This is a genomic window from Variovorax sp. P5_A3 (assembly GCF_056400665.1).
This window is the reverse complement of the sequence record NZ_JBFUKW010000019.1, coordinates 1-25,513: the sequence shown is the minus strand read 5'-3', so window position 1 is coordinate 25,513 and position 25,513 is coordinate 1. Positions and strand designations below refer to the sequence as shown.

21 protein-coding genes are annotated in these 25,513 nt (G+C 66.6%); 11 read left to right on the top strand and 10 right to left on the bottom strand.

Annotated features, from left to right (window positions below; genetic code table 11):
• Nucleotides 1-76: 76 nt before the first annotated feature.
• Nucleotides 77-1,774, top strand: a complete 1,698-nt coding sequence (locus tag AC1D3B_RS24780; protein WP_478193331.1) for an electron transfer flavoprotein-ubiquinone oxidoreductase — start codon at nucleotides 77-79, stop codon at nucleotides 1,772-1,774.
• Between the two features lie 7 nt (nucleotides 1,775-1,781).
• Here AC1D3B_RS24780 and cysE read toward each other — a convergent pair whose 3' ends face one another.
• Together cysE and AC1D3B_RS24770 are read right to left on the bottom strand one after the other, a co-directional pair.
• Complete coding sequence (gene cysE, locus AC1D3B_RS24775; protein ID WP_478193330.1) at nucleotides 1,782-2,555, bottom strand: serine O-acetyltransferase; 774 nt, start codon at nucleotides 2,553-2,555, stop codon at nucleotides 1,782-1,784.
• Between the two features lie 36 nt (nucleotides 2,556-2,591).
• Complete coding sequence (locus AC1D3B_RS24770; protein WP_478193329.1) at nucleotides 2,592-3,353, bottom strand: RNA methyltransferase; 762 nt, start codon at nucleotides 3,351-3,353, stop codon at nucleotides 2,592-2,594.
• Nucleotides 3,354-3,496: 143 nt separating this feature from the next.
• On the opposite strand from AC1D3B_RS24770, the gene AC1D3B_RS24765 reads away from it, so the two are divergent.
• From AC1D3B_RS24765 to AC1D3B_RS24750, 4 genes are read left to right on the top strand one after another with little or no spacing between them, the layout of a single operon-like run.
• Nucleotides 3,497-4,534, top strand: a complete 1,038-nt coding sequence (locus tag AC1D3B_RS24765; protein ID WP_478193328.1) for an inositol monophosphatase family protein — start codon at nucleotides 3,497-3,499, stop codon at nucleotides 4,532-4,534.
• Complete coding sequence (locus AC1D3B_RS24760; protein WP_478193327.1) at nucleotides 4,534-6,768, top strand: FUSC family protein; 2,235 nt, start codon at nucleotides 4,534-4,536, stop codon at nucleotides 6,766-6,768. Before AC1D3B_RS24765 ends, AC1D3B_RS24760 begins: the two co-directional genes overlap by 1 nt.
• Nucleotides 6,765-7,823: a mechanosensitive ion channel family protein gene (locus AC1D3B_RS24755; protein ID WP_478193326.1), complete on the top strand. Its 1,059-nt coding sequence runs from the start codon at nucleotides 6,765-6,767 to the stop codon at nucleotides 7,821-7,823. Before AC1D3B_RS24760 ends, AC1D3B_RS24755 begins: the two co-directional genes overlap by 4 nt.
• A 29-nt stretch (nucleotides 7,824-7,852) precedes the next feature.
• Nucleotides 7,853-9,169 (top strand): sulfatase family protein, encoded by a 1,317-nt coding sequence (locus AC1D3B_RS24750; protein WP_478193325.1) that lies wholly within the window; start codon nucleotides 7,853-7,855, stop codon nucleotides 9,167-9,169.
• Between the two features lie 65 nt (nucleotides 9,170-9,234).
• Here the strand turns inward: AC1D3B_RS24750 and AC1D3B_RS24745 are convergent, their stop codons facing one another.
• Together AC1D3B_RS24745 and AC1D3B_RS24740 are read right to left on the bottom strand one after the other, a co-directional pair.
• Nucleotides 9,235-9,450 (bottom strand): hypothetical protein, encoded by a 216-nt coding sequence (locus AC1D3B_RS24745; RefSeq protein ID WP_478193324.1) that lies wholly within the window; start codon nucleotides 9,448-9,450, stop codon nucleotides 9,235-9,237.
• Nucleotides 9,451-9,533: 83 nt separating this feature from the next.
• Nucleotides 9,534-10,502 carry an AraC family transcriptional regulator gene (locus AC1D3B_RS24740; protein ID WP_478193323.1) on the bottom strand — a complete coding sequence of 323 codons (969 nt, stop codon included), beginning with the start codon at nucleotides 10,500-10,502 and terminating at the stop codon, nucleotides 9,534-9,536.
• Between the two features lie 99 nt (nucleotides 10,503-10,601).
• Here AC1D3B_RS24740 and AC1D3B_RS24735 point away from each other — a divergent pair, with 99 nt between their 5' ends.
• The 3 genes from AC1D3B_RS24735 to AC1D3B_RS24725 all read left to right on the top strand — a co-directional run bounded on the left by AC1D3B_RS24735 (nucleotide 10,602) and on the right by AC1D3B_RS24725 (nucleotide 12,651).
• Nucleotides 10,602-11,180 (top strand): PadR family transcriptional regulator, encoded by a 579-nt coding sequence (locus AC1D3B_RS24735; protein ID WP_478193322.1) that lies wholly within the window; start codon nucleotides 10,602-10,604, stop codon nucleotides 11,178-11,180.
• A gap of 4 nt (nucleotides 11,181-11,184) precedes the next feature.
• On the top strand, nucleotides 11,185-12,021 hold the full coding sequence (locus AC1D3B_RS24730) for a siderophore-interacting protein (RefSeq protein ID WP_478193321.1): 837 nt from the start codon (nucleotides 11,185-11,187) through the stop codon (nucleotides 12,019-12,021).
• Nucleotides 12,022-12,138: 117 nt separating this feature from the next.
• Nucleotides 12,139-12,651: a hypothetical protein gene (locus AC1D3B_RS24725; protein ID WP_478193320.1), complete on the top strand. Its 513-nt coding sequence runs from the start codon at nucleotides 12,139-12,141 to the stop codon at nucleotides 12,649-12,651.
• A gap of 21 nt (nucleotides 12,652-12,672) precedes the next feature.
• On the opposite strand, the gene AC1D3B_RS24720 is transcribed toward AC1D3B_RS24725, so the two are convergent.
• The gene (locus AC1D3B_RS24720; RefSeq protein ID WP_478193319.1) at nucleotides 12,673-13,068 is read right to left on the bottom strand and encodes a hypothetical protein; all 396 of its coding nucleotides are present in this window, start codon (nucleotides 13,066-13,068) and stop codon (nucleotides 12,673-12,675) included.
• 419 nt (nucleotides 13,069-13,487) lie between these two features.
• Between AC1D3B_RS24720 and mutS the strand changes: the two genes are divergently transcribed.
• The 3 genes from mutS (at nucleotide 13,488) to AC1D3B_RS24705 (ending at nucleotide 18,012) form a co-directional block, all read left to right on the top strand.
• On the top strand, nucleotides 13,488-16,079 hold the full coding sequence (gene mutS, locus AC1D3B_RS24715) for a DNA mismatch repair protein MutS (RefSeq protein WP_478193408.1): 2,592 nt from the start codon (nucleotides 13,488-13,490) through the stop codon (nucleotides 16,077-16,079).
• Nucleotides 16,080-16,105: 26 nt separating this feature from the next.
• Nucleotides 16,106-16,945 carry a proteasome-type protease gene (locus AC1D3B_RS24710; protein WP_478193318.1) on the top strand — a complete coding sequence of 280 codons (840 nt, stop codon included), beginning with the start codon at nucleotides 16,106-16,108 and terminating at the stop codon, nucleotides 16,943-16,945.
• A gap of 260 nt (nucleotides 16,946-17,205) precedes the next feature.
• Complete coding sequence (locus AC1D3B_RS24705) at nucleotides 17,206-18,012, top strand: alpha/beta fold hydrolase (protein ID WP_478193317.1); 807 nt, start codon at nucleotides 17,206-17,208, stop codon at nucleotides 18,010-18,012.
• A 215-nt stretch (nucleotides 18,013-18,227) separates the two neighbouring features.
• On the opposite strand, the gene AC1D3B_RS24700 is transcribed toward AC1D3B_RS24705, so the two are convergent.
• From AC1D3B_RS24700 to AC1D3B_RS24680, 5 genes are all read right to left on the bottom strand, one after another.
• Nucleotides 18,228-19,052: an undecaprenyl-diphosphate phosphatase gene (locus AC1D3B_RS24700; protein ID WP_478193316.1), complete on the bottom strand. Its 825-nt coding sequence runs from the start codon at nucleotides 19,050-19,052 to the stop codon at nucleotides 18,228-18,230.
• Nucleotides 19,053-19,105: 53 nt separating this feature from the next.
• On the bottom strand, nucleotides 19,106-19,786 hold the full coding sequence (locus AC1D3B_RS24695; RefSeq protein ID WP_478193315.1) for a GNAT family N-acetyltransferase: 681 nt from the start codon (nucleotides 19,784-19,786) through the stop codon (nucleotides 19,106-19,108).
• 79 nt (nucleotides 19,787-19,865) lie between these two features.
• Nucleotides 19,866-20,504: an aspartate/glutamate racemase family protein gene (locus tag AC1D3B_RS24690; RefSeq protein ID WP_478193314.1), complete on the bottom strand. Its 639-nt coding sequence runs from the start codon at nucleotides 20,502-20,504 to the stop codon at nucleotides 19,866-19,868.
• Nucleotides 20,505-20,580: 76 nt separating this feature from the next.
• On the bottom strand, nucleotides 20,581-22,077 hold the full coding sequence (locus AC1D3B_RS24685; protein ID WP_478193313.1) for an efflux transporter outer membrane subunit: 1,497 nt from the start codon (nucleotides 22,075-22,077) through the stop codon (nucleotides 20,581-20,583).
• 25 nt (nucleotides 22,078-22,102) lie between these two features.
• Nucleotides 22,103-25,360 (bottom strand): efflux RND transporter permease subunit, encoded by a 3,258-nt coding sequence (locus tag AC1D3B_RS24680; protein WP_478193312.1) that lies wholly within the window; start codon nucleotides 25,358-25,360, stop codon nucleotides 22,103-22,105.
• Nucleotides 25,361-25,513 lie beyond the last annotated feature (153 nt).

Below are 25,513 nucleotides of genomic sequence, written 5' to 3'. Positions count from 1 at the left end.
CCATGCAACCGACGCATAAAATGGCCCGGCCCACCGCGGTGCCTCGCACCCTCAAATCATTATCGACGAGACCCACATGACGCACGACGAAATACTCGCCCAGTTCGGACCCCGCGAAGCCATGGAATACGACGTGGTCGTGGTCGGCGCCGGACCGGCCGGCCTCTCGACCGCAATCCGGCTGAAGCAGCTGGCCGCAACGCACGGCAAGGAGATCTCGGTCGTCGTGCTCGAAAAAGGCTCCGAGCCCGGCGCGCACATCCTCTCCGGCGCGATCATGGACCCGCGCGCCCTGTACGAACTGCTGCCCGACTGGGAAGAGATGGGAGCGCCGCTCAACCAGCCCGTCACGCAGGACACCTTCCTGATGATGACCGAGACCGGCGCCACGCGCGTGCCGAACTTCATGTTGCCGCCGAACTTCCACAACGAAGGCAACTACATCGTGAGCCTGGGCAACGTCGTGCGCTGGCTGGCGACGCAGGCCGAGAGCCTGGGCGTCGAGATCTTCCCCGGATTCCCCGCGGCCGAAGTGCTCTACACCGAGGACGGCAAGGTGCGCGGTGTCGCCACCGGCAACCTCGGCATCGGCAAGGACGGCGAACCCACCGAGAACTTCCAGCTCGGCATGGAACTGCTCGGCAAGTACACGGTGTTCGCCGAAGGCGCGCGCGGCCACCTGGGCCGCCAGCTCATCGCCAAGTACAAGCTCGACGCCGGCAAGGACCCGCAAAGCTACGGCATCGGCATCAAGGAACTGTGGGAGATCGACCCCGCACGCCACGAGCCCGGCCTGGCAGTGCACACCGCAGGCTGGCCGCTGCCGTCGGACACCTACGGGGGCTCGTTCCTGTACCACGCCGAGAACAACCAGGTCATCGTCGGCTACGTGGTCGGCCTCGACTACCAGAACCCGTACCTGAGCCCGTTCGAGGAGTTCCAGCGCTTCAAGACGCACCCGAACATCCGCTGGTACTTCGAAGGCCAGGACAAGGGCCTGAAGGAACCCAAGCGGCTGAGCTACGGCGCGCGTGCGATCACCGCGGGCGGCCTGCTCTCGCTGCCGAAGACGGTGTTCCCGGGCGGCGTGCTGGTGGGCTGCGAAGCGGGCTACCTGAACGCGAGCCGCATCAAGGGCAGCCATGCCGCGATCAAGACCGGCATGCTCGCGGCCGAGGCCGCCTTCGATGCCGTGACGCAGGGTCGCCAGCACGACGAGCTCACCGCCTATCCGGCCGCCTTCGAGCGGAGCTGGCTGCACACCGAGCTCAAGAAGGCGCGCAACTTCAAGCAGTGGTTCAAGAAGGGCCTGGCGGTCGGCACGATCATGACCGGCATCGAGCAGTTCGTGCTGCGCGGCCGCGTGCCATGGACCATTCACCGCAACCAGCCCGACAACGAGCGGCTCAAGCGGGCGTCGGCATCGAAGAAGATTGCCTACCCCAAGCCCGACGGCAAGCTGACCTTCGACCGACTGTCTTCGGTGTTCATCAGCAACACCAACCACGAAGAGAACCAGCCGGCGCACCTGACGCTGAAGAACGCGGCCGTGCCGACCGAGATCAACCTGCCCGAGTACGCCGGACCCGAAGGTCGCTACTGCCCGGCCGGCGTGTACGAGTTCGTGCCGGACACCACGACGGGCAAGGAACGGCTGCAGATCAACGCGCAGAACTGCGTGCACTGCAAGACCTGCGACATCAAGGACCCGACACAGAACATCGTGTGGGTCACGCCCGAAGGCGGCGGCGGCCCCAACTACGTGGGGATGTGACCGGGAGTTATTTCCCGATCAACTGGGTGAGCCGGTCGGCCTCGAACGACTCATCCTTCGCCGCGTCGCACGGCACGCAGTCCTTCTTGCCGGGTTGCGTCGACAAGGTCTCGATCGCCTGCCAGAGCAGCGCGATCTGATGTTCCTGGCCTGCGGCGCTGTCGATCAGGCCCTTCATCGCCTGGCTGAGCGGGTCGTCCTCCAGCGTGACGCCATAGGCTGAGAACTTGGCGGTCGGCTGCGTCACGTCGGCGCTCTCTCCAGCCTTGGAGGGAATGATGCGCGCCGGGATGCCCACGGCGGTCGCCCCGGCAGGCACCGGCTTGATCACCACCGCGTTGCTGCCGATCTTGGCGCCGTCGCCAACCACAAAGCCGCCCAGCACCTTGGCCCCGGCACTCACCACCACGTTGCGGCCCAGCGTCGGATGGCGCTTGGTCCCCTTGTAAAGCGAGGTGCCGCCAAGCGTCACGCCCTGGTAGATCGTGCAGCCGTCGCCGATCTCGGCGGTTTCGCCCACCACCACGCCCATCGCGTGATCGAAGAACACGCGCTCGCCCACGACGGCGCCCGGATGAATCTCGATGCCGGTCAGCCAGCGCGAGCCTTGCGAGATGAAGCGGCCGAACCACTTGAGCTTGTGGGTCCAGCACCAGTGCGCCACACGGTGCAGCACGACGGCATGGAAGCCGGGATACAGGGTCAGTACTTCCCAGCGCGTCCGCGCCGCCGGATCGCGATCGAGGATGCACTGGATGTCGGAACGCAGCCGCGAGAACATGCTTGGTTGTTGTTATATCGATATGGGGCGGGCAGTCTATAACCCCGGGTCTTCGCGTACAGGGGATGGGGTTTTCGCACCGCCCCGCGCCGCATCGGTCATGGCCTTGGCAATGCCGCGCAGGATGTGGATCTCCTCCGGCGTCGGCTGGGCGCGGTTGAACAGTTGCTGCAATCGCGGCATCAGCTTCTTGGGCGCTTCGGGGTCCAGAAAGCCAATGTCCACGAGCGAGCGCTCCCAGTGGTCGAGCATGCCCGCTACGGCCTTGGCGTCGGCGGCGCGCACCGGCGCCGTCGCATCGCGAACTTCATAGGCGCCGAGGGCCAGGCGCCATTCGTAGGCGATCACCTGGATCGCGGCACCGAGATTGAGTGACCCGAATTTCGGGTCGGTGGGGATGCTGAGCGCCACGTTGCAGCGGTAGACGTGCTCGTTGCGCATGCCGAAGCGCTCCGATCCGAACAGGAAGGCGACGTGCTGCGCCTCGTCCCTGGCCAGCGGCTCCAGGTGCTCGCGCGGCGTGCGCGTCGGCGGGCCGAAGTCGCGCGGCACCATGGCGGTCGCGCACAGGTGGGTGACGCCGTCCAGCGCCTCGTCCAGGGTCTCGACGATGCGGGCATTCGCCAGCACATCCAGCGCCCCGCTCGCGCGCTGGATGGTTTCCTCGCGCCTCAAGACGTTGGCCCAGCGCGGCGCGACCAGCACCAGGTCGCCGAAGCCCATGGTCTTCATGGCGCGGGCGGCGGCGCCGACATTGCCGGCATGGCTGGTCTGGATCAGGATGAATCGGGTACGCATGGAAGCTCGGAAAATGGAATCAGGAGAACCGCCGGCGCGGAGCCGGTAAAATCCCCCGATTCTCGCTGCCCGCATCGCCGGGCCGCTTTCCAGGGGGCCGCATCCACACACCGCTCGCCCTTTATCGTTCTTCACACAATTCAATGTCGTCCCCCAACCTGCACCCCATGCTCAACGTGGCCGTCAAGGCCGCACGCGCCGCCGGCGCCATCATCAATCGTGCCGCCCTCGACGTCGAGGCCGTGCGCATTTCGCAGAAGCAGGTCAACGACTTCGTGACCGAAGTCGATCATGCGAGCGAGCACGCGATCATCGAGACGCTGCTCACCGCCTACCCGGGGCACGGCATCCTGGCCGAGGAATCCGGCAGCCAGCACGGCGCCAAGGACTCGGACTATGTGTGGATCATCGATCCGCTCGACGGCACCACCAATTTCATCCACGGCTTCCCGGTCTACTGCGTGTCGATCGCGCTCTCGGTGCGCGGCAAGATCGAGCAGGCCGTCATCTACGACCCGAGCCGCAACGATCTCTTCACGGCGACCAAGGGTCGTGGCGCCTACATGAACGACCGCCGGCTTCGCGTCAGCAAGCGCACCCGCCTGCATGAGTGCCTGATCTCGACGGGCTTCCCCTTCCGCACGGGCGACAACTTCAAGCAATACCTGGCCATCATGGCCGACCTGATGCCCCGCGCGGCAGGGTTGCGCCGCCCCGGCGCGGCCGCGCTCGACCTCGCCTACGTGGCGGCCGGCTTCACCGATGCCTTCTTCGAAACCGGCCTCAACGTCTGGGACATCGCGGCCGGCTCGCTGATCGTGACCGAGGCGGGTGGGCTGATCGGCAATTTCACCGGCGAACCCGATTTCCTCGAACAGCGCGAGTGCCTGGCAGGCGCCCCGCGCATCTATGGCCAGTTGGTGCCGTTGCTGGCCAAGTACTCGAAGTTCGCGAGTCTGGACGACAAGCTGCGCGCCAGCGACCGCGTGCGCGCGGTCGATCCCACGGCTTCGGCCGGCGACACCTACGCGCGCAGCACCGTCGACCTGGCGACCGCGTCGCAGGACGCTGAAGAGACGGCGAGCAGCGCCGCGGACAAGGCGCCCACGCAGCGCAAGCTCACCCGCATCCGCCGCGAGGCACCCGCCGCGCCCGCCGAGGGCGACGCTCCGGCCAAGTGATGCAGGCGCACCGCGCGGCCGCCGAGCGAAGCCGCGCCGCGATGCGCGTGGCATTCAGCCACTACATCGCCAACGGGGTCTCGGTCGCATTCGGCCTGTTGCTGATCTCAGGCGGCGTGCACCTGTGGCTGGGCACGCTCGCAGCATCGGCAGCCTCCGTGGGCGTCATCGTGACCGCCCCGCCCGATCTCACCGCCCCGCGGCGCGGCAAGTTCTTCCAGATGCTGCCGGCACCGCTGATCGGGCTGCCCCTGTTCTTCTGCGTCCAGTTGCTGCATGCCGCGCCCTGGCGCCTTGGCCTGCTGCTCGTGCCGGCAACCTTCTTTGCCTTCCTGGCGATGGCGTGGGGCAAGCGGGGCATCCCGATCGCCATCGCGGTCATGTTCTCCATGATCTTCTCGATGGCGACGCCCACGCCCACCGACATGCACGAGGCCGTGCTGCGCACCCTGCACTTCGGACTCGGCGCTGCGCTCTACGTCATCTACGCGACGCTCGCCAACCTTCTTCTGAACGCCCGCTACCGCGCACAGACGATGGCCGACCTGCTGCTGTCGCTGGCCGCGCTGATGCGCACCGAGGCCTGCCAGTTCACGCCGCTGGACGAATCCGACGACGTGCGCGAAGTGCCCGCATCCATGCTCGGGCGGCTGTTGCGCGAACAGGCAGCGCTCGCCGACCAGTTGCAGGCCACGCGCGACATCGTGCTGGAGTCGCCACGCACGCCGCGCCGTCAACGACTCGCCGGCATGCTGATGACGGTGCTTGAACTGCGCGACCTGCTGCTCGCGAGCGAGCTCGATCTCGACGCCCTCAAGGCGCATCCCGGCCATGCGGCAGCGCTGGTCGAGATGCGGCGCATTCTCGAAGAACTGGCCGATGACTTGGCGGCGCTGGCCGATGCGCTGCTGCTCGGACGCCATCCTCCGGCCATGATCGACCGCCGCCCCGAACTCGCGGCAATTCATCTCGACGAGGATGCTGCGCCGAGAGGCGGCTACACCGGTCCCACGCCGGCGGTGCTGGCCCGCGGCCTGGCGAGCCGCATCGGCCACATCAACGACGAAGTGCTGAACCTGTCGGGCTTGGCTCGCGGCGACATCGAGCCGGACCTGGCCGTGGTACGGGCCAGCTGGCGGATGTTCGTGAGCCCCACCGAGTGGTCGTTGCGCCCGTTTCTCGCGCTCTGGCGTTGGGATGCGCCGCCCCTGCGTCACGCCATCCGCGCCGCGCTCGCCATCGCGGTGGGTTACGGCATTGCGCTCGCGATGCCCTGGGGCTCGCATGACTACTGGATCCTGCTGACGATCGTGGTGGTGCTGCGGGGCAGCCTCTCGCAGACGCTGGAGCGACGCAACAGTCGCGTGGCGGGCACCTTGCTGGGCTGCGTATTCGCAGTCGGACTGCTCGCTGCACATCCGACGGCGCTGGCCCTGCTGATTGCGATGACGCTGGCGCAAGCGATTGCACACGGCTTTGCCGTGCGGCGTTACCTGATCACCGCAGTCGCGGCCACTGTGCTGGGCCTCGTCCAGGCGCACATGCTGAACACCGGCATGAGCACCACCTTCGCGTTGTTCGAGCGCGTCGCGGACACGCTCATCGGCGCCGCGGTGGCGTGGGCCTTCTGCTATGTGCTGCCGTCATGGGAACGGGGCCAGATCCCGGCGCTCGTCGCACGCGTGCTCACCGCGCAGGCGCGTCACGCGCGGCTCGCACTCGGCCTCGGCCAGTTGCGTTCGGTGGACGCCAGTCCCGAACTCGAATGGCGGCTCGCGCGCCGCGAAGCCTACGACAGCCTCTCGGCCCTGGTGCAGGCCACGCAGCGCTCGCTGTCAGAGCCGCGCGCAGTGCAGCCGCCACTCGAGCCGCTCGAGCACTTGCAGGCCCACAGCTACCAGTTGCTGGCGCAGTTGAGCGCCGTCAAGTCGATGCTGGTGCTGCGGCGCGACCGACTGACACCGACCGAGGTCGAAGGGCCCTTGGCACGCACGTCGCAGCGCATCGAGGCCATGATCGGCACCGCGCCGACCAGCGGCCCCGCGATGCCCGAAAGCACCCCCGCAACCACCATCGCCGGCCCGATCCCGCTGCCTGACCCTTTCGACAACAACATCACCCCGTGGCTGTTGCGCCGGCTGGACCTCGCAACGGGCATCGCGGCGCAGTTGCGCGACGACGCGGCACGCATCCTGCAATCCCTCGCCGAGGAGTCTCGAGAAGCCGCCGCATGATCAAGGAACTGCTCGCCCACCCGTGGTTCGGCCCTTTCGTCGCCGCGCTGATCGCGGTGCCGCTGGCCCTGCTGATCCACCGCGTCGGCGGGATAGTGCTCGAGCGCGTCACACGTTCCGTGCCGGTGCTGTACACGATGCTGCTCGGCATCAAGCTGGCTGCCAGGATCGTCCTGCCGCTGGTTGCGCTCCAGCTCATATGGCAGGCGGCGCCCGACGACCTGCGCTTCATCGGCAACGTGCGGCACTTGAACGGACTGCTCCTGATCGCGGCCGCCACCTGGCTCGCAATCAGCGCGGTCAGCGGATTCGCAGAAGGGATGGTCAAGCAGCATCCGTCCGACATCAGGGACAACCTGGAGGCCCGCCGCGTCCTGACGCAGGCACGCGTGCTCGCCCGCACCGCGAACTCGGTGCTGCTGGTCGCGGGCGGCGCGCTGATGCTCATGACCTTTCCGGGCGCGCGCCAGGTCGGCGCCAGCCTGCTGGCTTCGGCGGGCGTGATCGGCATCGTCGCCGGTCTCGCGGCGAAGCCGGTTTTCAGCAACCTCATCGCGGGACTTCAGATTGCCCTGGCGCAGCCGATCCGCCTCGACGATGTGCTGGTGGTCGAAGGCGAATGGGGACGTGTCGAGGAAATCAACGGCACTTTCGTCGTGCTGCGGATCTGGGACGACCGGCGGCTCATCCTGCCGCTCACCTACTTCATCGAACGCCCGTTCCAGAACTGGACGCGGCACGATTCGCAGTTGCTCGGCTCGGTCTTCGTGTACGCGGACTACGGCATGCCGCTTGCGCCGCTGCGAACCGAAGTGGAGCGCATCGTGAAGGCGGCGCCCGAATGGGACGGCCGCTTCTTCAACCTGCGCGTGACGGACGCGACCGAACGGACGATGCAGATCCGGGTGCTCTGCACCGCCGCGTCCTCCGCGCTCGCGTTCGACCTGCGGTGCACGGTGCGCGAAGGGCTCATCGAATTCATGCAGCGTGAATATCCGCAATTCCTGCCGAAGTTTCGCATCGAGAGTGAAGCGGGGTCGCCGGCTCCCGCATGAGGCGAGGGGAGTGAACCAGGACTCAAGCCATGCAGAAACCCAACATCATCTTCATCGTGGCCGACGATCTCGGCTATGCCGACCTCGGCTGTTACGGCGGCCGGGACGCCGCCTTCGGACCCGTGGCTCCGGTGCTCGACAGGTTGGCCGCCAAGGGCATCAAGTTCACACAGGGCTACGCGAACTCGCCCGTATGCTCGCCCACGCGCTTCGCGATGATCACCGCGCGCTACCAATATCGCCTGCGCGGAGCGGCCGAGGAGCCCATCAACAGCAAGAGCCGCGGCAGCGCATCGCTCGGACTGCCGCCGGAGCATCCCACCCTGCCCTCGCTGTTGCGCGGTGCAGGCTACCGTACGGCCCTCGTCGGCAAGTGGCACCTGGGATTCCCGCCGGCCTTCGGTCCGCTGCGCTCGGGCTACGAGGAATTCTTCGGCCCGATGTCGGGCGGGGTCGACTATTTCACGCACTGCGATTCCAGCGGCAGGCATGACCTCTGGAGCGGCGACGAAGACTGCCAGCAGGAGGGCTACCTCACGGACCTGCTATCGCGACGCGCCGTCGACTACGTGGAGCGCATGGCGAAGCAGGACGCCCCCTTCTTCCTGAGCCTGCACTACACCGCGCCGCACTGGCCGTGGGAAACGCGCGAAGACGCGGCGAAGGCGCCGGCCGTGAAGAACAACTTGTTCGACCTCGCAGGCGGCAACATCCACACTTATCGCCGCATGATCCATCACATGGACGAAGGCATCGGCTGGATCATGGCGGCGCTGGAGAAACACGGCATGGCGGACAACACGCTCGTCGTCTTTACGAGCGACAACGGCGGCGAGCGCTTCTCCGACAACTGGCCGCTCGTCGGCGGCAAGATGGACCTGACGGAGGGCGGGATCCGCGTGCCGTGGATCGCGCACTGGCCGAAAGTCATCGGCGCGGGCGGCGAGTGTGCCCAGCATTGCATGACGATGGACTGGTCGGCGACCATGCTGGAGGCGGCGGGCGTGGCGGCGGATCCGCGTTACCCGCTCGACGGTGTTTCGCTGATGCCGGTGCTGCGCGATGCGGCGCATGCCTTTTCGCGGCCCCTGCATTGGCGCATGAACCACCGGGGCCAGCGCGCGTTGCGCGACGGCGACTGGAAATACCTCCAGGTCGACGGCAACGAATACCTCTTCAACATCCCGGCCGACGAACGCGAGCGTGCCAACCAGGCTCACAAGGAACCCGAGCGTCTCTCCGCGATGCGTGAAGCCTGGTTGGCCTGGAACGCGACCATGCCGCCGATCCCGGAGGACGCGACTGTGAGCCTGGGCTATTCCGTCAAGGACATGCCGGGCCGATGAATCGGTGAGTCGACTCCAAAAAAATAGCCCCTCGTCGAGGGGCTCTTTCGTTGGCGCGTTGCCGCTCAACTGGCCTTGATGCCGATGACTGGCTGCTGGGCCGAAGCGCGGAGGAAACGGACGGCACGGGCCACGGCGCGAAGGCCGTTGGCAAGGGCCTTCGTCAAGGAACCCGAGGGTTCGTCGCGGCCGATGTGCTGGGCGTCGTTGTTCGCCAAGTCACGCTCGAAGGCGTCGGTGAACTTGGGGTTGCGGGCGAAATACCAGGTCGAAGAGGTCATAGCCCTTATTTTAGGGGTTAACCCTAGGTTTTCAATGTTGCGCTGGCAATGGGCTTCGCCGACACAGGACTTGACCGCGGCGCCTACAACGCCCTCACCGGCATGCACAGTTCGCAGGTGAAGGCGCCCGTCTTCTCGTCGATGGCGAAATCCTTGCCGTAGACCTCGACCGGCGGTGCGTCATCTGCTTGATAGCCGCTGTCGGGCAGCCAGTCGCACAGCCTGACCCATGCCGCGTGGATTTCGGATGCCGTGCCCGCGAATGCGACGCAGGCAAAGCGCCCCCCGCGCAGCGTCTGCACGCCGATTTCGCCCTCGGGCCGGAAATCGGCGTCGACTTCGATGCAAGCGTCATAGCGACACCTTTCGGGCGGTGTCACGTCCGCGTTGTCGTGGCTGATGCCGTACATCACGCGACGCGGCTGCATCCATCCCTTCTGCGCGCACCAGGCCGCGAAGCGCTGCCAGGTCCGCGTGATCTCGGAGCTGCCGTACGGTCCCACCTGCCGCATGTAGGCCACGCGGGCCGGTGCGATTGACTTGATCTCGACTTTCATCTGTCCGTTTCCTGAATCCGGAGTTTGAGGAACCTGGCCCACAGGCCAGGAACGTTCATCGTGCAGGAAGGCCTCGGCGACCGCTTGATGGCGGTTGCGGTCGGCTTGATGAATCTTGCCAAGTTGCATGCGGCGGGCCTCCGCCCACGCCCGGAACGCGCCACGACGCCAGGCGGTGGGTGTCACGCCGAAATGCCCGCTGAACGAGCGCGTGAACACCGCAGCCGATCCGAAACCGACATCGAGCGCGATCGACAGCACCGGCTCTGGCGGCACCAGCAACAACCGCGCAGCCGCCACTTCCAGCCGACGCCGTCGCACGCGATCGGCCAGCGTTTCGCCCGTCATCGACTGGAAGACGCGATGGAAATGCCAGGACGAAAAGTGCGCGACCGCCGCCAGACGCGCGAGATCCAGCGGCTCGGCGAGGTGAGTGTCGATGTGGTCGATCACGCGGTTGATGCGCGCGACGTAGGCGTGGCGCGGGCTGTTCACGCACTGCTCCGCGCGCGACGACACCCAACGCCTCGCTTGACTTCGACACTATTTAGATATATCTTTAACAAATCAGATAACGTCATCAAAGGACATTTCATGCGAGATTTCAAGCACTTTCTACACGGCAAACTGGGCGGTGAACACGGCGACGGGATGGGCGGTGGTGGCGAACATCGTGGCAGACCGCACGGCGGACGCGGAAGCGGCGGACGGGTGTTCGGCCATGGCGGCCTGCGCTTCGTGTTGCTGCAACTCATTGCCGACAAGCCGAGCCATGGCTACGAACTCATCAAGGCCATCGAGGAACGCCTCGGCGGCCGCTACAGCCCCAGCCCGGGCATCGTCTACCCCACGCTCACCTTGCTCGAAGAGCTCAACTACGTCAGCGTCGACACCGCCGATGGCGGCGGACGCAAGCGCTACACGGTCACCGACGGCGGCAGGGATTTCCTCGCCGCCAACCGCGAAACGACCGACGAAATGATGGCCCGCATGGACGGCGGCGTCGACGGTGCCGGCCCACGCGCCGGCCGGCCGCCGCAGGTGATCCGCGCCATCGAGAACCTCAAGCTCGCGATGCGCATGCGCCTTGCGCGCGAACCCCTCACCGAACAACAAGCCCACGAATTCGCCGCGGTGCTCGACAGCGCCGCCCAACAACTGGAACGCATCTAGATCCATGACCGAACCCTCGACCCTTTCCACATCCACCCCTGACCGCCTGCCGCGCCGCGTGCGGCACGAGTTGCGCTTTCGCAAGCTGCAAGTTCAAGAGGTACAGCGCATCACCCCCCACCTGATCCGTGTCACGCTCTCGGGCGACGAACTCGCAGGCTTCACGAGCCCGGGATTCGACGACCACGCCAAGATATTCTTCCCCGACGCGAAGACCGACGCCCTGATCGTGCCGAGCGTCAGTCCCGACGGCCCCGTCTGGCCCGGCGGCCAGAAGCCGGCCATGCGCGACTACACACCGCGCCGCTACGACGCCGAAGCCGGCACGCTCGAAATCGACTTCGCGCTGCACGACGCCGGCCCGGCCACCCAATGGGCCGAGGCGGCCAAGCCGGGCGACATGCTCGGCGTCGGCGGGCCACGCGGATCCTTCATCATTCCGACCGCGTTCGACTGGCACCTGCTGATCGGCGACGACACCGCGCTCCCCGCGATTTCTCGTCGACTGGCCGAGTTGCCGCCTGACGCGCGGGTTGTGGTGCTCGCCGAGATCGACAACGCGGCCGACGAAATCGCGTTCGAATCGCCCGCCGACCTCGATCTGCGATGGGTGCACCGCGGCGGTGCCGAGCCGGGCGCCGGCACGCCGTTGCTTGACGCCTTGCGCCAACTGAAATTGCCAGATGGTGACTTCCACGCCTGGGTCGCCTGCGAATCGACGGCGGCCAAGGCGCTCCGGGCGCACCTTGTCGGCGAGCGCGGTGCAAATCCCAAGTGGGTCAAGGCAGCAGGCTACTGGCGCCTCGGCGCGTCCGCCACGCACGATACCCACGACGACTGAGGAATCTTCCCCATCCCCCAAAGGCGCTATGACGAGTGCCAGTTTGACTATCCGGAAGTGAGAGTCAAAAATGTGCGCTTGAATACTTAGGCATTAGGCATCCAAGGGGACCGACAGATGAGCATCGGGCTGGCGCAGTGGCAGTTTTTCATCGCGTTGTTAACGGGTGTCCTGCTGCTGTGCGGCGTGACCTGGGCCTGGCGCCGGGCGGCGATGCGTCGCGAGGCGGAACGGCGCATCGAAGCGGCCAGGGTGCGATCGGGCCATGTGCCGCTCGAGATCCCCACTGTGCGCGGCAGCCCCACGCCCTCGGATGACTCGGTGCCGGACACCCTGCCCGAATGGTTCATCCAGGGCAAGGGCGAGCACGCGATCGTCGACGAGACCCCGCGCATCCGGGTTCGCTACATCGACGCGCACGACAAGAAGATCGAGTGCACGATGCAGGTCGACCACCTCGATCTGCAGAAGAAGATCATCGTCGGGCATGGCGAACTGCCCGGCGACATCCGGCGCTTGCCGCTGCACCGCATCGCATCCGCGCGCATCGCGGAATCGGGTCAGCGCTTCAATGTGGATACGTGGGTCGATGCCGTTCGTGTCGCGCGCAGGCGCCGCGGGCAGGTCTGACCGGCCGCTCTCGACGCGCCCTCAATCCAGCGGCGGCAGGTCGAGCCTGACATTGCCCTGGAAGTGCTCGCCACAATCAACGGCACCGTAGTCGATCAGGGCCTGGCAACTGGTGGGCAGGCCCTCGATCTGCGATGCGGCGAGCCGACGCCTGAAAGCCAGCGCGTCGTTGCGCGACAGTTGCCCAACGTGCAGGCCATAGATGAGGACCTTCACGGCAGACGCATCATCGCGATCCACGTCGTCAGGGACGAGCAGTGCGACGCAAAGCACCTGCGCATCGCCGCCATCGGTGTTCTGTTCGATGAATTGCAGCGCGTCGTGATGGCACGGTCCGCTCACTACATCCAGTTTGAAGGCTCCAGGGTCGCCAGGCGCCCAGAAGTGCACAGATTCCGTGCAGATGCGCTCCTGCATGCCTATGAGAAATTCCATCAGCGCCGCTCCCCGCTCAGACCTTTCGGGGCAGGTTAGCAGCGGCTTTCGGAAGCCGAACGGTCGCGCAGGTCTCAATTTCCAGAAGAAATTTCCTCGTTCGTGCCAGTGCTCGCGCTGATCTATCGGTGCGTCCAGGACTTGGTCTAGGCGTCCGCCCCCGATCGAAGGGTCAGGACGACCCTCCACCATAATGTGCCGAGGGGCGCGGAAGTGCTTCCACGTCGAGAGAACCCCACCCTGCGCTTGGGACACAAGCACAGCAAGTTTTGTCAGGTACCGATAAGTTGAACTCTGTAGCCGTCGATCTGGAAAATCCAAGTGGAACGAGCAGGACTGGCGCAAGAACCACCGTTGTGAATCAAGCACCTGCGAAGCCCGACCTTTCCGGGCACACGCCCATGATGTCCCAGTACCTGGGTCTCAAGGCCGACCATCCGGACACCCTGCTGTTCTACCGGATGGGCGACTTCTACGAACTCTTCTACGGCGATGCCGAGAAGGCGGCGCGCCTGCTCGACATCACCCTCACCCAGCGTGGCCAGTCGGCCGGCCAGCCGGTCGTGATGTGCGGTGTTCCGTTCCACGCGGTCGACACCTACCTCGCCCGCCTGATCAAGCTGGGTGAATCGGTCGCGATCTGCGAACAGGTCGGCGAGGTCGGCGCGAGCAAGGGGCCGGTGGAACGCAAGGTCGTGCGCGTGGTCACCCCCGGCACCCTGACCGACTCAGAGTTGCTCAACGACAAGAGCGAATCGCTGCTGCTCGCCGTGCATGCGGGCACGCGCAATTTCTGCGGGCTCGCATGGCTCAGCGTCACCGGTGCCGAACTGCGGCTCGCGGAATGCCCTGCCGATGCGCTCGAAGCCTGGATCGCCCGCATCGCGCCCAGCGAAGTCCTCTACAGCGCCGAAGTGACGCCCGCCTTCGAGCAGCGCCTGAAGGCCACGCGCAGCGCCACGCCGTTCACGCTCTCGCTGCGTCCGGCATGGCAGTTCGACGGCGGACTCGGCGAGCGCAAGCTGTGCGAGCAGATGGGCAGCAACAACCTCGCCGCCTGGAACGCCGAATCGCTGGGCAACGCGCATGCCGCCGCCGCCGCGCTGTTGGGCTATGCCGAACACACGCAGGGCCGCGCGCTGTCGCACGTGCAGCGGCTGTCGGTCGAACGCGACGGCGACCTGATCGAGCTGCCACCCACCACGCGGCGCAACCTCGAACTCGTGCAGACGCTGCGCGGCGAGGAATCGCCCACACTCTTCTCCCTGCTCGACACCTGCATGACAGGGATGGGCAGCCGGCTGCTCAAGCGCTGGCTGCTGGCGCCCCGGCGCGACCGCGGTGACGCGCAAGCAAGGCTCGAAGCCATCGACACACTCCAGGCCACGGCACCGGGCGGCACCTCCGCGCCCTGGCGCACCCTGCGGGAGCAGCTCAAGAACACCAGCGACGTCGAACGTATCGCCGCCCGCATTGCGCTGCGGCAAGTGCGCCCCCGCGAACTGGTCGCGCTTCGCATGGCGATAGCCAAGGCGGAACAACTGGCGCCCGGCCTGCCGGCGTCCGCGTCGCTCCTGTCGCAGGTCACCACCCATCTCGCCCCGCCCCCCGGCTGCGTCGAACTGCTGCTGGCCGCGATCAGCCCCGAGCCAGCCGCGCTGGTGCGCGACGGCGGCGTCATCGCCACCGGCCACGACGCCGAACTCGACGAACTGCGCGCCATCAGCGAGAACTGCGACGACTTCCTCTTGCAACTCGAAGCCAGCGAACGCGAGCGCACCGGCATCACGAACCTGCGCGTGCAGTTCAATCGCGTGCACGGCTTCTACATCGAGGTCACGCAGAGCGCGCTCACGAAGGTGCCGGACAACTACCGCCGCCGCCAGACGCTCAAGAACGCCGAGCGCTTCATCACGCCCGAGCTCAAGGCCTTCGAGGACAAGGCGCTGTCGGCGCAGGACCGCGCGCTCGCTCGCGAAAAATGGCTCTACGAGCAGTTGCTCGACAACCTCCAGCCTTTCGTCGCCTCGCTGACCCGCCTTGCCGGCGCGCTGGCGACGCTCGACGCCCTGAGCGCGCTGGCCGAACGCTCGCACACCCTGCACTGGCGAGCGCCGAGCTTCGTCACGCATCCTTGCATCGAGATCGACAAGGGCCGCCATCCGGTGGTCGAAGCGCGACTGGCCGAAAAATCATCGGGCGCCTTCATTGCGAACGACACCCGACTCGGCCCGCAACAGCGCATGCAGGTGATCACCGGCCCGAACATGGGCGGCAAGTCGACCTACATGCGCCAGGTCGCGATCATCGTCCTCCTGGCTTCCATCGGCTCGCACGTGCCTGCGGACGCCTGCCGGCTCGGGCCCATCGACGCCATCCACACGCGCATCGGCGCGGCGGACGATCTGGCCAATGCGCAATCGACCTTCATGCTGGAGATGACCGAGGCCGCGCAGATCCTGCACGGTGCCACCGCTCATTCGCTGGTGCTGATGGACGAGATCGGCCGCGGGACCAGCACCTTCGACGGCCTCGCGCTGGCCGCCGGCATCGCGGCGCAGTTGCACGACCGCACCCGTGCCTTCACGCTCTTCGCGACGCACTACTTCGAGCTCACCGAGTTCCCGGCCACGCACCACGGCGCAGTCAACATGCACGTGAGCGCCACCGAGGCGGGCCGCGACATCGTGTTCCTGCACGAAATGCAGCCCGGCCCGGCAAGCAAGAGCTACGGCATCCAGGTCGCACGGCTCGCCGGCATGCCGGCCGCCGTGGTCAACCATGCGCGCCAGGCCCTCGAGGCGCTGGAGGCCCAGCAGACGCAGACCCGCGCCCAGGTCGATCTCTTCGCGCCGCCGCCCGCCGCCGAAGCGCCCATGGCGAGCGCCGTAGAATCCGCGCTGATCGCGATCGACCCCGATGCGATGAGCCCACGCGAGGCGCTGGAAGCGCTCTACGCATTGAAAAAACTCCAGATGCGCGAACAGGGCTGATGGTCCGATTCGTGCAAGAAGACCTCATGACTTACTGCGTAGGCATCAAACTCAACGCCGGACTGGTGTTTCTCTCCGATTCACGCACCAATGCGGGCGTGGATCACATCAGCACCTTCCGCAAGATGATCGTCTACGAGCAGCCGGGCGACCGCGTCATGGTGCTGCTGTCGGCAGGCAACCTGAGCATTTCGCAGTCGGTGCGCGAAATCCTCCAGATCGAGGAACTGCGAGAAGTGCGGGAAGACGGCGAGGACGGCCCGCCGATCACCATCTGGAACGCCAAGAGCATGTTCGACGCCGCCCGCGTGCTCGGCTCTGCAGTGCGCCACGTGTACGACCGCGATGCCGAGGCGCTCAAGCACGCCGGGCTGGATTTCAACGTGTCCTTCGTCTTCGGCGGACAGGTCAAGGGCGAAGGCATGCGCCTCTTCCTTGTCTACGCCGCGGGCAATTTCATCGAGGCGACGAGCGAGACGCCGTACTTCCAGGTCGGCGAATCCAAGTACGGCAAGCCGGTGCTCGACCGGGTGCTCACGCCCGACACGCCGCTGGACGAAGCCGCCAAGTGCGCGTTGGTCTCGATGGATTCGACGATGAAGTCGAATCTCTCGGTCGGCCTGCCGCTCGATCTCGTGGTCTACGAAGCCAACCGCCTGGAGACCGACAAGGTCGTCTGCATCGACGCCGACAACCCCTACTACCGGATGATGCACAACAGCTGGGGCCAGAAGCTGCGGGAGGTGTTCGACAGCATCGAGGACCCGGTCTGGGACGACGGCTACACCGAGCATCCGCTCAAGATGCCTGCCACGCGCCACAGCGCGCTACGCAAGATCTCGACGCCCGACGAAAAACTAATCTGAACAAGGCTCGCCCCCAGCCTCGCCCACTGCGTGTGGCTCGGACACCCCCTTCCGGGGGCAGCCCGGGCGGCCCGGCCGAGCCGGTTCCGCGGGGTTCTGGGCTCACCCCCAGGCTCGCGCACTTCGTGTCGCTCTCCACCCCCTCTCCGGGGGCAACCCCAGCGGGCCGGCGAAGCCGGTTCCGCGGGGTTTCGCGAACCGGCATCGCTCGCTGGCTGGATTGTTCTCTGTGTTCGGCGACTTGAAAGCGCCTCCATCCAATGCTTCCTCCTGTCATTTTTTCCCACGGGAACAGTTTTCCCGCGAGCACCTATCGCGTGATGCTCGACAGCCTGCGCAATCGCGGCTTCGACATCGATGCCATCGAGAAATTCGGCCACGATCCGAAGTACCCCGTCACCGACAACTGGCCGCACCTGGTGCAGCAGCTCGCGGATTTCGCGAGTGAGCGCGTCAAGGCAGCAGGCGGACCCGTGTTCCTCGTCGGACACTCGCTCGGCGGTTTCCTGAGCCTGATGTGCGCTGCGCGTCATCCCACCCTCGCGAAGGGCGTGGTGCTGATCGACTCGCCGATCATCGGCGGCTGGCGAGCCGGCACCATCAATCTCATGAAGCGCACCCCGCTGATGAAGAGCGTCTCGCCCGGCATGATCAGCCGCAAGCGCAAGAACCTCTGGGAGCACCGCGAAGCCGTCTTCGAGCACTTCCGCAGCAAGAAGGCCTTCGCGAAGTGGGACGAGCGCGTGCTGCGCGACTACATCGAGCACGGCACCTTCGACGTCGACGACGCGCGCGCCCTGAGCTTCGATCGCGACGTGGAGACGGCCATCTACGACACGCTTCCCCACAACCTGAGCGCCCTGCTGCGCGCCCACCCCCTCAAGTGCCCCGCCGCCTTCATCGGCGGCCGCCAGTCTGTCGAGATGCGCCGTGTCGGCATGACCATGACCCAGCAGGTCACCAAGGGCCGAATCATGATGCTAGACGGCACCCACCTCTTCCCGATGGAAAAGCCCATCGCCACAGCCGCCGCCGTAGAGGCATCGCTGCGCAACCTGTTCGCCTAGCTCCAGGAGAGACGCCCATCCCTTCCAGAAATACCGTGGAACCGGCTCCGCCGGGCCAGAGGTATTGCCCCCGGCAGGGGGTAGGCGGCTACACGAAGTGAGCGAGCCTGGGGGCGAGCCCATGAACTCCGTGGAACCGGCTCCGCCGGGCCACAGGTATTGCCCCCGGCAGGGGTAGGCGTCTACACGAAGTGAGTAAGCCTGGGGCGAGCAACTCAGTCCTTCCAGACCACCATCCCGCTCCAGGCCGTCGCCAGCACCACGATGCCGAACGCGATGCGATACCAGGCAAACGGAACGAAGTCGTGCGTGCTGATGTAGCGCAGCAACCAGCGCACGCACAACCACGCGCTGACGAACGAGAACACCAGCCCGACCACGAACAGCGGAATATCCGCCGTCGACAGCAGCGCCCGCTCCTTGTAGAGGCTGTAGACCCCCGCGCCGATCAGCGTCGGGATCGCGAGGAAGAACGAAAAGTCGGTCGCCGCCTTGCGTGACAGTCCCAGCAGCATGCCGCCGATGATGGTCGCGCCGCTGCGGCTGGTGCCCGGGATCATGGCGAGGCACTGCACCAGTCCGACCTTGAGTGCGTCCCAAGGCGTCATGTCGTCGACATGCTCGACGCGCACGGAGCCTGGCGGCCGCTTCTCGGCCCAGAGGATGATGAAGCCACCGATGATGAAGGTGCTGGCCACCACCAGCGGGGTGAACAGGTGCTCCTTGATCATCTTGCCGAACAGCAGGCCCAGCACGACCGCCGGCAGGAAGCCGATCAGCACATTGAGTGCGAAGCGCCGCGCCTTCGGCTGCCTCGGCAGTGCCACGATGGTCGAATGGATCTTCTCCCAGTAGACCAAGATGACCGCGAAGATCGCCCCGGTCTGGATCGCGATGTCGAACACCTTGGCCTTGTCGTCATCGAAGCCGAGCAGCGAACCTGCAAGGATGAGATGGCCTGTCGACGAGATGGGAAGGAACTCGGTCAGCCCCTCGACGATGCCCATGATGGCGGCCTTGACCAGCAAAACGATATCCACGCGCACTCCTTGAAAGAGCGTCGATTATCGCGATGGCAGCGGTCAGGATCTGTTCAGCCGACGGGCGAGATCACGCGAACCACCGTCTCGCAGTGGTCGCGGAAGCCCATGCGGGCGTACAGTCGATGGGCACTCTCGTTGTCGTGCATGACATGCAGGAATGGCGTTTCGCCCCGCTGCAGCTGTCGGCGGATCAGCTTCTCGGCCAGGCGACGCGCAAGTCCCTTCCCCTGGAAGTCCGGATGCGTGCACACCCCGCTGATTTCGCGCAGCGTGCCGGCGTGCATGCGTTCCCCGGCCATGGCCACGAGGCGGTCTCCTTCGAAGCAGCCGAAGTACTCGCCGAGCTCGGGCGTCCTCGGGCCGAAGGGGCCAGGCTTCGTCAGCGCCGCCAATTCGACCGCCTGTGCGGCGTGCTCCGGCCGCAGCGGGACGGCATCGAAGGTCTCGTCGGCTTCGGGCATCGCGCCGTCCCACACCATCCTGAACATGGTCGAATCCAGCTCGACCGGCCAGGCCGCGGGCGCGGCACCCGACCAGTCCATGGCGTAGAAGCGATCGCCGGGTTCGCAACAGCGGGCCAGCGCGTCGAAATCCGGGTTCTCGATGTTCGCGAATCCGACGATGGGAGAGAAGCCCGGCGCATAGCGGCGCGCGAGGCCATCGCCGATGGCGTATTTCGCATGCGGGCCGGCGAGCGTGTGCCAGGCGATGTTGTCGAGGAGATCCTTCATCGGAGCGCGGGTGCCGTGGACGGACGCCCATGCTACAGGCCCGTTGCCGCGGCGATTCGAGCGCCGCGGGTATCGGGTGTCAGACACGCGCGCGCAGGGCGCGCACGGCGCTGTCGACCGTGGTCAGTACCGGCAGTCCCGTCGCAGCCTCGCAGGCCTTCCGTGCCCGCGCCATGCTGAACTGCGCCAACGCGATCCGCGTGCAACCAAGTTCGCGCAACCGTCTGGCTCGCGCGACGATCAGTTCGTCATGCCGCTTTGCGTCGCCTGCGTTCAAGGCGTCGAGCGCCCCTTCGGCGAGGGCAAGTTCGAGTTCCACGCCCGGCGGGAACTCCGGCGGCATCGATTCGAGCGTCGGCCCGAAGGTCGCGAGGAGCCCCAGCTTGCCGGTGCCGGCCGCAGCCTCCGCCACCATGGCCTCGTTGGGCTTCAGCACCGGGATGCCCGCGTGCCGGCGCGCCACCGCCTCGATGCACGGGCCAAAGGCCGAGCAAGTGAAGAGAATGCCTTGCGCGCCCGTGTCGACGGCGTACTGCGCCAGGCGCTGGAAGCGCTCGTGCATCGCCTCGTCGAGCCCGCGCCCGCTGCGCGCGAGGTCCGCGCTCAGGCTGTCGTCGATGAGGTTCATGCGCGTCGCCGCGGGCCAGTCGCGCTCGAGCGCCTCGATGATGGGTGCGACCGAATGGGTCAGGGCGTGGATCAGGGCAATGCGGGTCATGGGCGAGGCTGGTTGATGGTGCTGTTCTTCGGCAGAACCGGTGACATGAACCACCGGTTGTACAGCTTTTCCCGACTCAGGAGCCGGCGCTTGCCACCGGCTGCTGCGCCGGCTCCACCATCCATTCGGCCTCCCAGCCGCCGCCGAGCGATTGGATCAGCGCGACTGCCGCGTTCTGCCGGTTGACCTGCAATTGAAGGAGATTGCGCCGCGCGTTGAGCGCCGAGACCTGCGCCACCACGACACTCGTGTAGTCGATGGTGCCCGCCCGGTAGCGATTGAGGAACTGCTGCTCGGTGCGGTCCGCCGCGGAAGACGCCTCGCGACGCAGCCCTTCCTGCTGGGCGAGGCTCGCACCCGCGGTGAGCTGGTCTTCGACGCTCTGGAATGCGGTCAGCACCGTCTGGCGGTAGCGCGCCACGGACGCCTCGTGCCCCGCCTTGGCCGCATCCACGCTGGCGCCGATCGCGCCCGCATCGAACACGATCTGCGCGACGGACAGCCCCAGCGCCCAGAGCGTGTTCGACGCATTGAGGAGGTCACTCACGCGACTCGTGGAACTGCTGATGCCACCGTTCAGCGTGAAGTTGGGGTAGTAGGCCGCGCGTGCAATGCCGATCTGCGCATTGGCCGCAGCCACTTCGCGCTCCGCGGCGGCGATGTCGGGCCGGCGCTGCAGCAAGGTCGTGGGCACGCCGGCCGGAATGCCGGGCACGAGCGGAGTCCACTCCGCCGCCGCCAGGGAGAAGTCCGCAGGCGCCGCGCCGACGAGCACGGCGATCGCATGTTCCAGCGTATCGCGGGTCCGCTGGATCTCGAGGGCATCGGCCTGCGTGTTGACGTACAGGGTTTCCGCCTGCAGCACATCGCTCTGCGCCGCGATGCTCGCGGCGTAGCGGTTGCGAGTGATCTTCAAGCTGCGCTCGTAGCCTTCGAGCGTTTCCTTCAGGATGCGCAGCTCCGCATCCGCCTCGCGCAGCGAGAAGTAGCTGGTGGCGAGCGTGCCGATGGTTGACAGCCGCGCCAGCGCGAGATCCGCTTCGCTGGCTTGTGCACCGGCCTGCGCGCTATCGACCGCCTTGCGCAGCCGGCCCCACACGTCCGGCGTCCAGTCGGCGTCGAGCGAAGCGGCCACGGCGTTGGCGGTCGACGTGTCGCTACCACCTGTCCGGCGCGCGCTGCCACCGGCCGAGACGGTGGGGAAGAGCGCTGCGCGCTGCCCACGCACGAGCGCCTGCGCCTGCGCATAGTTGGCGACCGCGGCCGCGATGTTCTGGTTGGACACCTGCACGCGTGCCGCGAGGTCGTCGAGGACTGGGTCGCCGAAGAGCTTCCACCAGTCGCCGCGCTCGAACGCGTCGGCAGGCGCGGCGGGAAGCCAGCCTTCGGCGGCCGGTGCGGATTTCCATGCGACCGGTGGCGTTGTCTCGGGTCGCACATACGAAGGGCCGATGGCGCAGCCTGCCAGCGCCGCCGCCAGGGCGAGCACCAGGGCCGCGCGTTCGAAGCGGCCTGCGCGGCGGGAAGCTCGGCGGGAACCACGGCGGGAATGGGGTCGGGTCGATGCAATCATGATGTCGGGTGCTCTGTCGCGGCCTTCATGCGGAAGCGTCCGCCGCGCGGCTCAGGAATTTCTCGTTGGCAGGACGTCTGCGCAGCTTGTCGAGCAGCACATAGACGACCGGCGTGGTCAGCAGCGTCAGCAACTGGCTCGCGATCAGCCCGCCGATGATCGCGACGCCCAACGGCTGCCTCAATTCCGCGCCAAGGCCGAATCCGATCGCGAGCGGCAGCGCACCGAGCGCAGCGGCCAGCGTGGTCATCAGGATCGGCCGGAAGCGCAGCAGACACGCCTCGCGCACGGCCTCGACGGCAGTGAGCCCGCGCGCGCGCTCGGCTTCCAGCGCGAAGTCGATGATCAGGATCGCGTTCTTCTTCACGATGCCAATCAGCAGGAACACCGCGATCAGCGCAATGATCGAGAACTCCATGCGGAACATCAGCAACGCCAGCACGGCACCCACGCCGGCCGAAGGCAACGTGGTCAGCACCGTGATCGGATGGATGAGGCTCTCGTACAGCACGCCCAGCACGATGTAGATCACCACCAGCGCCGCGACGATCAGGAACCACTGTTGCCCCTGCGACTGCTGCGCCGCAAGCGCAGTACCCTGGAAACTGCCACGCACGTTGACCGGCATGGCGATGTCGGCCTCGGCCTGCGCGACGATGCGCTTGGCATCCGACAGGCTCACGCCATCGGCCAGGCTGAACGAGACGGTACTGGCGAGTTCGGTGTCCTGGTGGTCGATGGACGTCGGCACCGCGCGCTCGCTGAACTTCGCGAAGCCCGACAGCGGCACCATGAGCGTGGTGTCCGTCGCGATCTGCTGGCCGACGGAAGCCGTGCGCAAGGCCGGGTTGGCCGAGATGGTGGTCGAAGTGCCCGTGGTGGCGTCCTTGTTCTCTTCGAGCGACGTCGTGATCGAGTCGCCGCTCGCAGTGGTGGCCGTGGTCAGCGTGGAAGGAACGTACAGGTCCCGCAGGGCATTCGGCGAACGCTGGAAGCGCGGCGACCACTCCATGATCACCGAGTACTGGTTGAGCTCGTCGTAGATGGTCGCCACCGAGCGCTGGCCGTACGCGTTGTAGAGCGCGTTGTCCACCGCACTCGACGTCACGCCGAGCCGCGCCGCGGCATTGCGATCGACATCGACGAAAGTCTCGACGCCGTTGTCGGCATCGTCGCTGTCCACGTCGGTCAGCGAAGTCTCCTGGCGCAGGCGATCGGCGAGCTTGGTCGACCAGGCGCGCAGGTCGGCGAGGTTGTCGCTCTTGAGCGTGTACTGGTAGGTCGAGTTGCTGGAGCGCCCGCCCATGCGCAGGTCCTGCACCGGGCTCAGGAACACGCGCAGTCCCGTGAGCTGGTTGAGTTGAGGACGCAACCGGTCGATGACGGCCTGCGTCTTCACGTCACGTTCGGACACCGGCTTGAGGTTGACGAACATGAAGCCGCCGCCCGCACGCCCGCCGCCCGAGAAACCCACCACCGTGTCGACCGCCGGATCCTTGCGGATGATGTCCACCGCCTGCCGCAGCTTCTCGGCGACCGCCGCCGACGAGATGCTCTGGTCCGCCCGCAGGCCGGCGTTGAGCTGCCCGTTGTCCTGCTGCGGGAAATAGCCCTTGGGAATGGCGTTGAAAAGATAGACGTTGAGCCCGATCACCGCCAGCAGCACGGCAATCACCACGCCCTTGCTCGCGAGCGCCCAGTCGAGGCTGTGGGCGTAGGTGCGCAGCGTGGCGTTCCAGGCCCGCTCCGACTGCCGGATGAACCAGCCGCGCACGCGTCCGGGCTTCTTGCCGCCCTCTTCCGCCTCGCTGCGCAGCAGCATGGCGCACAGCATCGGCGTTGTCGTCAACGAGATCACCAGCGAGATCAGCACCGAGGCCGACAGCGTGACCGCGAACTCGCGGAACAACCGCCCCACCTGCCCGCCCATGAAGAGCAGCGGAATGAACACCGCCACCAGCGACAGGCTGATCGACAGCACCGTGAACCCGACCTCGCGCGCGCCACGCAATGCGGCCTCGACCCGGTTCATGCCGGCCTCGACGTGACGCGTGGTGTTCTCCAGCACCACGATCGCGTCGTCCACCACGAAGCCCGTCGCGACCGTGAGCGCCATCAGACTCAGGTTGTTGAGGCTGTACCCCAGCAGATGCATCACCCCGAAGGTGCCGAGCAGCGACACCACCGTCGCCACCGCCGGCACGATGGTGGCGCGGGCCTTGCGCAGGAACAACCCCACCACCAGCACAACGAGCACCACAGAGATCATCAGCGTGACCTCGATCTCGTGCAGCGAGGCGCGGATGGAATTCGTCCGGTCGGAGGCCACCTGGATCTCGATGTCCTGCGGGAGCTGCTCGCGCAACTCCGGCAGCAGCTTGCGCACGCCGTCCACGGTCTCGATGATGTTCGCGCCCGGCGATTGAGTGACGAGCACGATGACCGAAGGTTCACCATTGAACAGGCCCAGCGTGCGCGTGTTCTCCACGCCATCGACCACCCGCGCCACATCGCCCAGGCGCACGGCCGCGTTGTTGCGCCATGCGATCACCAGATCGCGATAGTCGGCAGCCCGCCGCCCCGGTGCCGGCGTGTAGATCTGCAGCTTGCGATCCGCAGTCTCGATCGCACCCTTCGGCCGATTGGCATTGTTGGCCTGGATGGCCGCACGAACATCCTCGGTGCTGATCCCCAGCTTGTTCAGCGCGAAGGGCTCCAGCTCGACCCGCACCGCCGGCAGCGACCCGCCGCCGATCTCCACCTCGCCCACGCCCTCGACCTGCGACAGCCGCTGGCTCACGATGTTCGACACCGCTTCGTAGATCTGACCCGGCGTGCGCGTCTTGGAGGTCAACGCCAGGATGATCACCGGCGCCGCCGTTGGATTGCGTTTGCGGTAGGTCGGATTGCTCCGCAGCGTCGCAGGCAAATCCACACGCGCGGCATTGATCGCAGCCTGCACCTCACGCGCGGCGCTGTCGATGTTGCGGCTCAGGTCGAACTGAAGCGTGACCCGCGCCGAGCCATTGGAACTCGTCGAAGTGAGCTCGTTGACACCGGGAATGATCCCCAGCCTCCGTTCCAGAGGCGTCGCAACGCTCGACGCCATCGTGCTCGGACTGGCGCCCGCAAGGCTGGCCTGCACCGAGATCGTCGGAAAGTCGACCTGCGGAAGAGGCGACACGGGCAGCACGAAGAACGCCACGATCCCCGCCAAAGCAATCCCAATGGTCAGCAATACCGTGGCAATCGGCCTCTCGACAAATGGCTTGGAGAGATTCACAGCCCCCCCTCCACCCACAGAGCCCGGCAGGCGGTGCGGCCTGGGTGACCCCTCTGCGCCGCCGAAGCGCGCAGCCTCAGGCGGAAAAAGGGCCGCGCGTGTTTGAGCGAAGCGAGTTTGCGCGGACCCCGCCTGAGGCGAGCACTGCAGGGC

Excerpts from the sequence above, each read along its gene's own strand:
- AC1D3B_RS24780 (WP_478193331.1), top strand. The coding sequence starts at position 77 with ATGACGCACGACGAAATACTCGCCCAGTTCGGACCCCGCGAAGCCATG.
- cysE (WP_478193330.1), bottom strand. The coding sequence starts at position 2,555 with ATGTTCTCGCGGCTGCGTTCCGACATCCAGTGCATCCTCGATCGCGAT.
- AC1D3B_RS24770 (WP_478193329.1), bottom strand. The coding sequence starts at position 3,353 with ATGCGTACCCGATTCATCCTGATCCAGACCAGCCATGCCGGCAATGTC.
- AC1D3B_RS24765 (WP_478193328.1), top strand. The coding sequence starts at position 3,497 with ATGTCGTCCCCCAACCTGCACCCCATGCTCAACGTGGCCGTCAAGGCC.
- AC1D3B_RS24760 (WP_478193327.1), top strand. The coding sequence starts at position 4,534 with ATGCAGGCGCACCGCGCGGCCGCCGAGCGAAGCCGCGCCGCGATGCGC.
- AC1D3B_RS24755 (WP_478193326.1), top strand. The coding sequence starts at position 6,765 with ATGATCAAGGAACTGCTCGCCCACCCGTGGTTCGGCCCTTTCGTCGCC.
- AC1D3B_RS24750 (WP_478193325.1), top strand. The coding sequence starts at position 7,853 with ATGCAGAAACCCAACATCATCTTCATCGTGGCCGACGATCTCGGCTAT.
- AC1D3B_RS24745 (WP_478193324.1), bottom strand. The coding sequence starts at position 9,450 with ATGACCTCTTCGACCTGGTATTTCGCCCGCAACCCCAAGTTCACCGAC.
- AC1D3B_RS24735 (WP_478193322.1), top strand. The coding sequence starts at position 10,602 with ATGCGAGATTTCAAGCACTTTCTACACGGCAAACTGGGCGGTGAACAC.
- AC1D3B_RS24730 (WP_478193321.1), top strand. The coding sequence starts at position 11,185 with ATGACCGAACCCTCGACCCTTTCCACATCCACCCCTGACCGCCTGCCG.
- AC1D3B_RS24725 (WP_478193320.1), top strand. The coding sequence starts at position 12,139 with ATGAGCATCGGGCTGGCGCAGTGGCAGTTTTTCATCGCGTTGTTAACG.
- AC1D3B_RS24720 (WP_478193319.1), bottom strand. The coding sequence starts at position 13,068 with ATGCAGGAGCGCATCTGCACGGAATCTGTGCACTTCTGGGCGCCTGGC.
- mutS (WP_478193408.1), top strand. The coding sequence starts at position 13,488 with ATGATGTCCCAGTACCTGGGTCTCAAGGCCGACCATCCGGACACCCTG.
- AC1D3B_RS24710 (WP_478193318.1), top strand. The coding sequence starts at position 16,106 with ATGACTTACTGCGTAGGCATCAAACTCAACGCCGGACTGGTGTTTCTC.
- AC1D3B_RS24705 (WP_478193317.1), top strand. The coding sequence starts at position 17,206 with ATGCTTCCTCCTGTCATTTTTTCCCACGGGAACAGTTTTCCCGCGAGC.
- AC1D3B_RS24695 (WP_478193315.1), bottom strand. The coding sequence starts at position 19,786 with ATGAAGGATCTCCTCGACAACATCGCCTGGCACACGCTCGCCGGCCCG.
- AC1D3B_RS24690 (WP_478193314.1), bottom strand. The coding sequence starts at position 20,504 with ATGACCCGCATTGCCCTGATCCACGCCCTGACCCATTCGGTCGCACCC.
- AC1D3B_RS24685 (WP_478193313.1), bottom strand. The coding sequence starts at position 22,077 with ATGATTGCATCGACCCGACCCCATTCCCGCCGTGGTTCCCGCCGAGCT.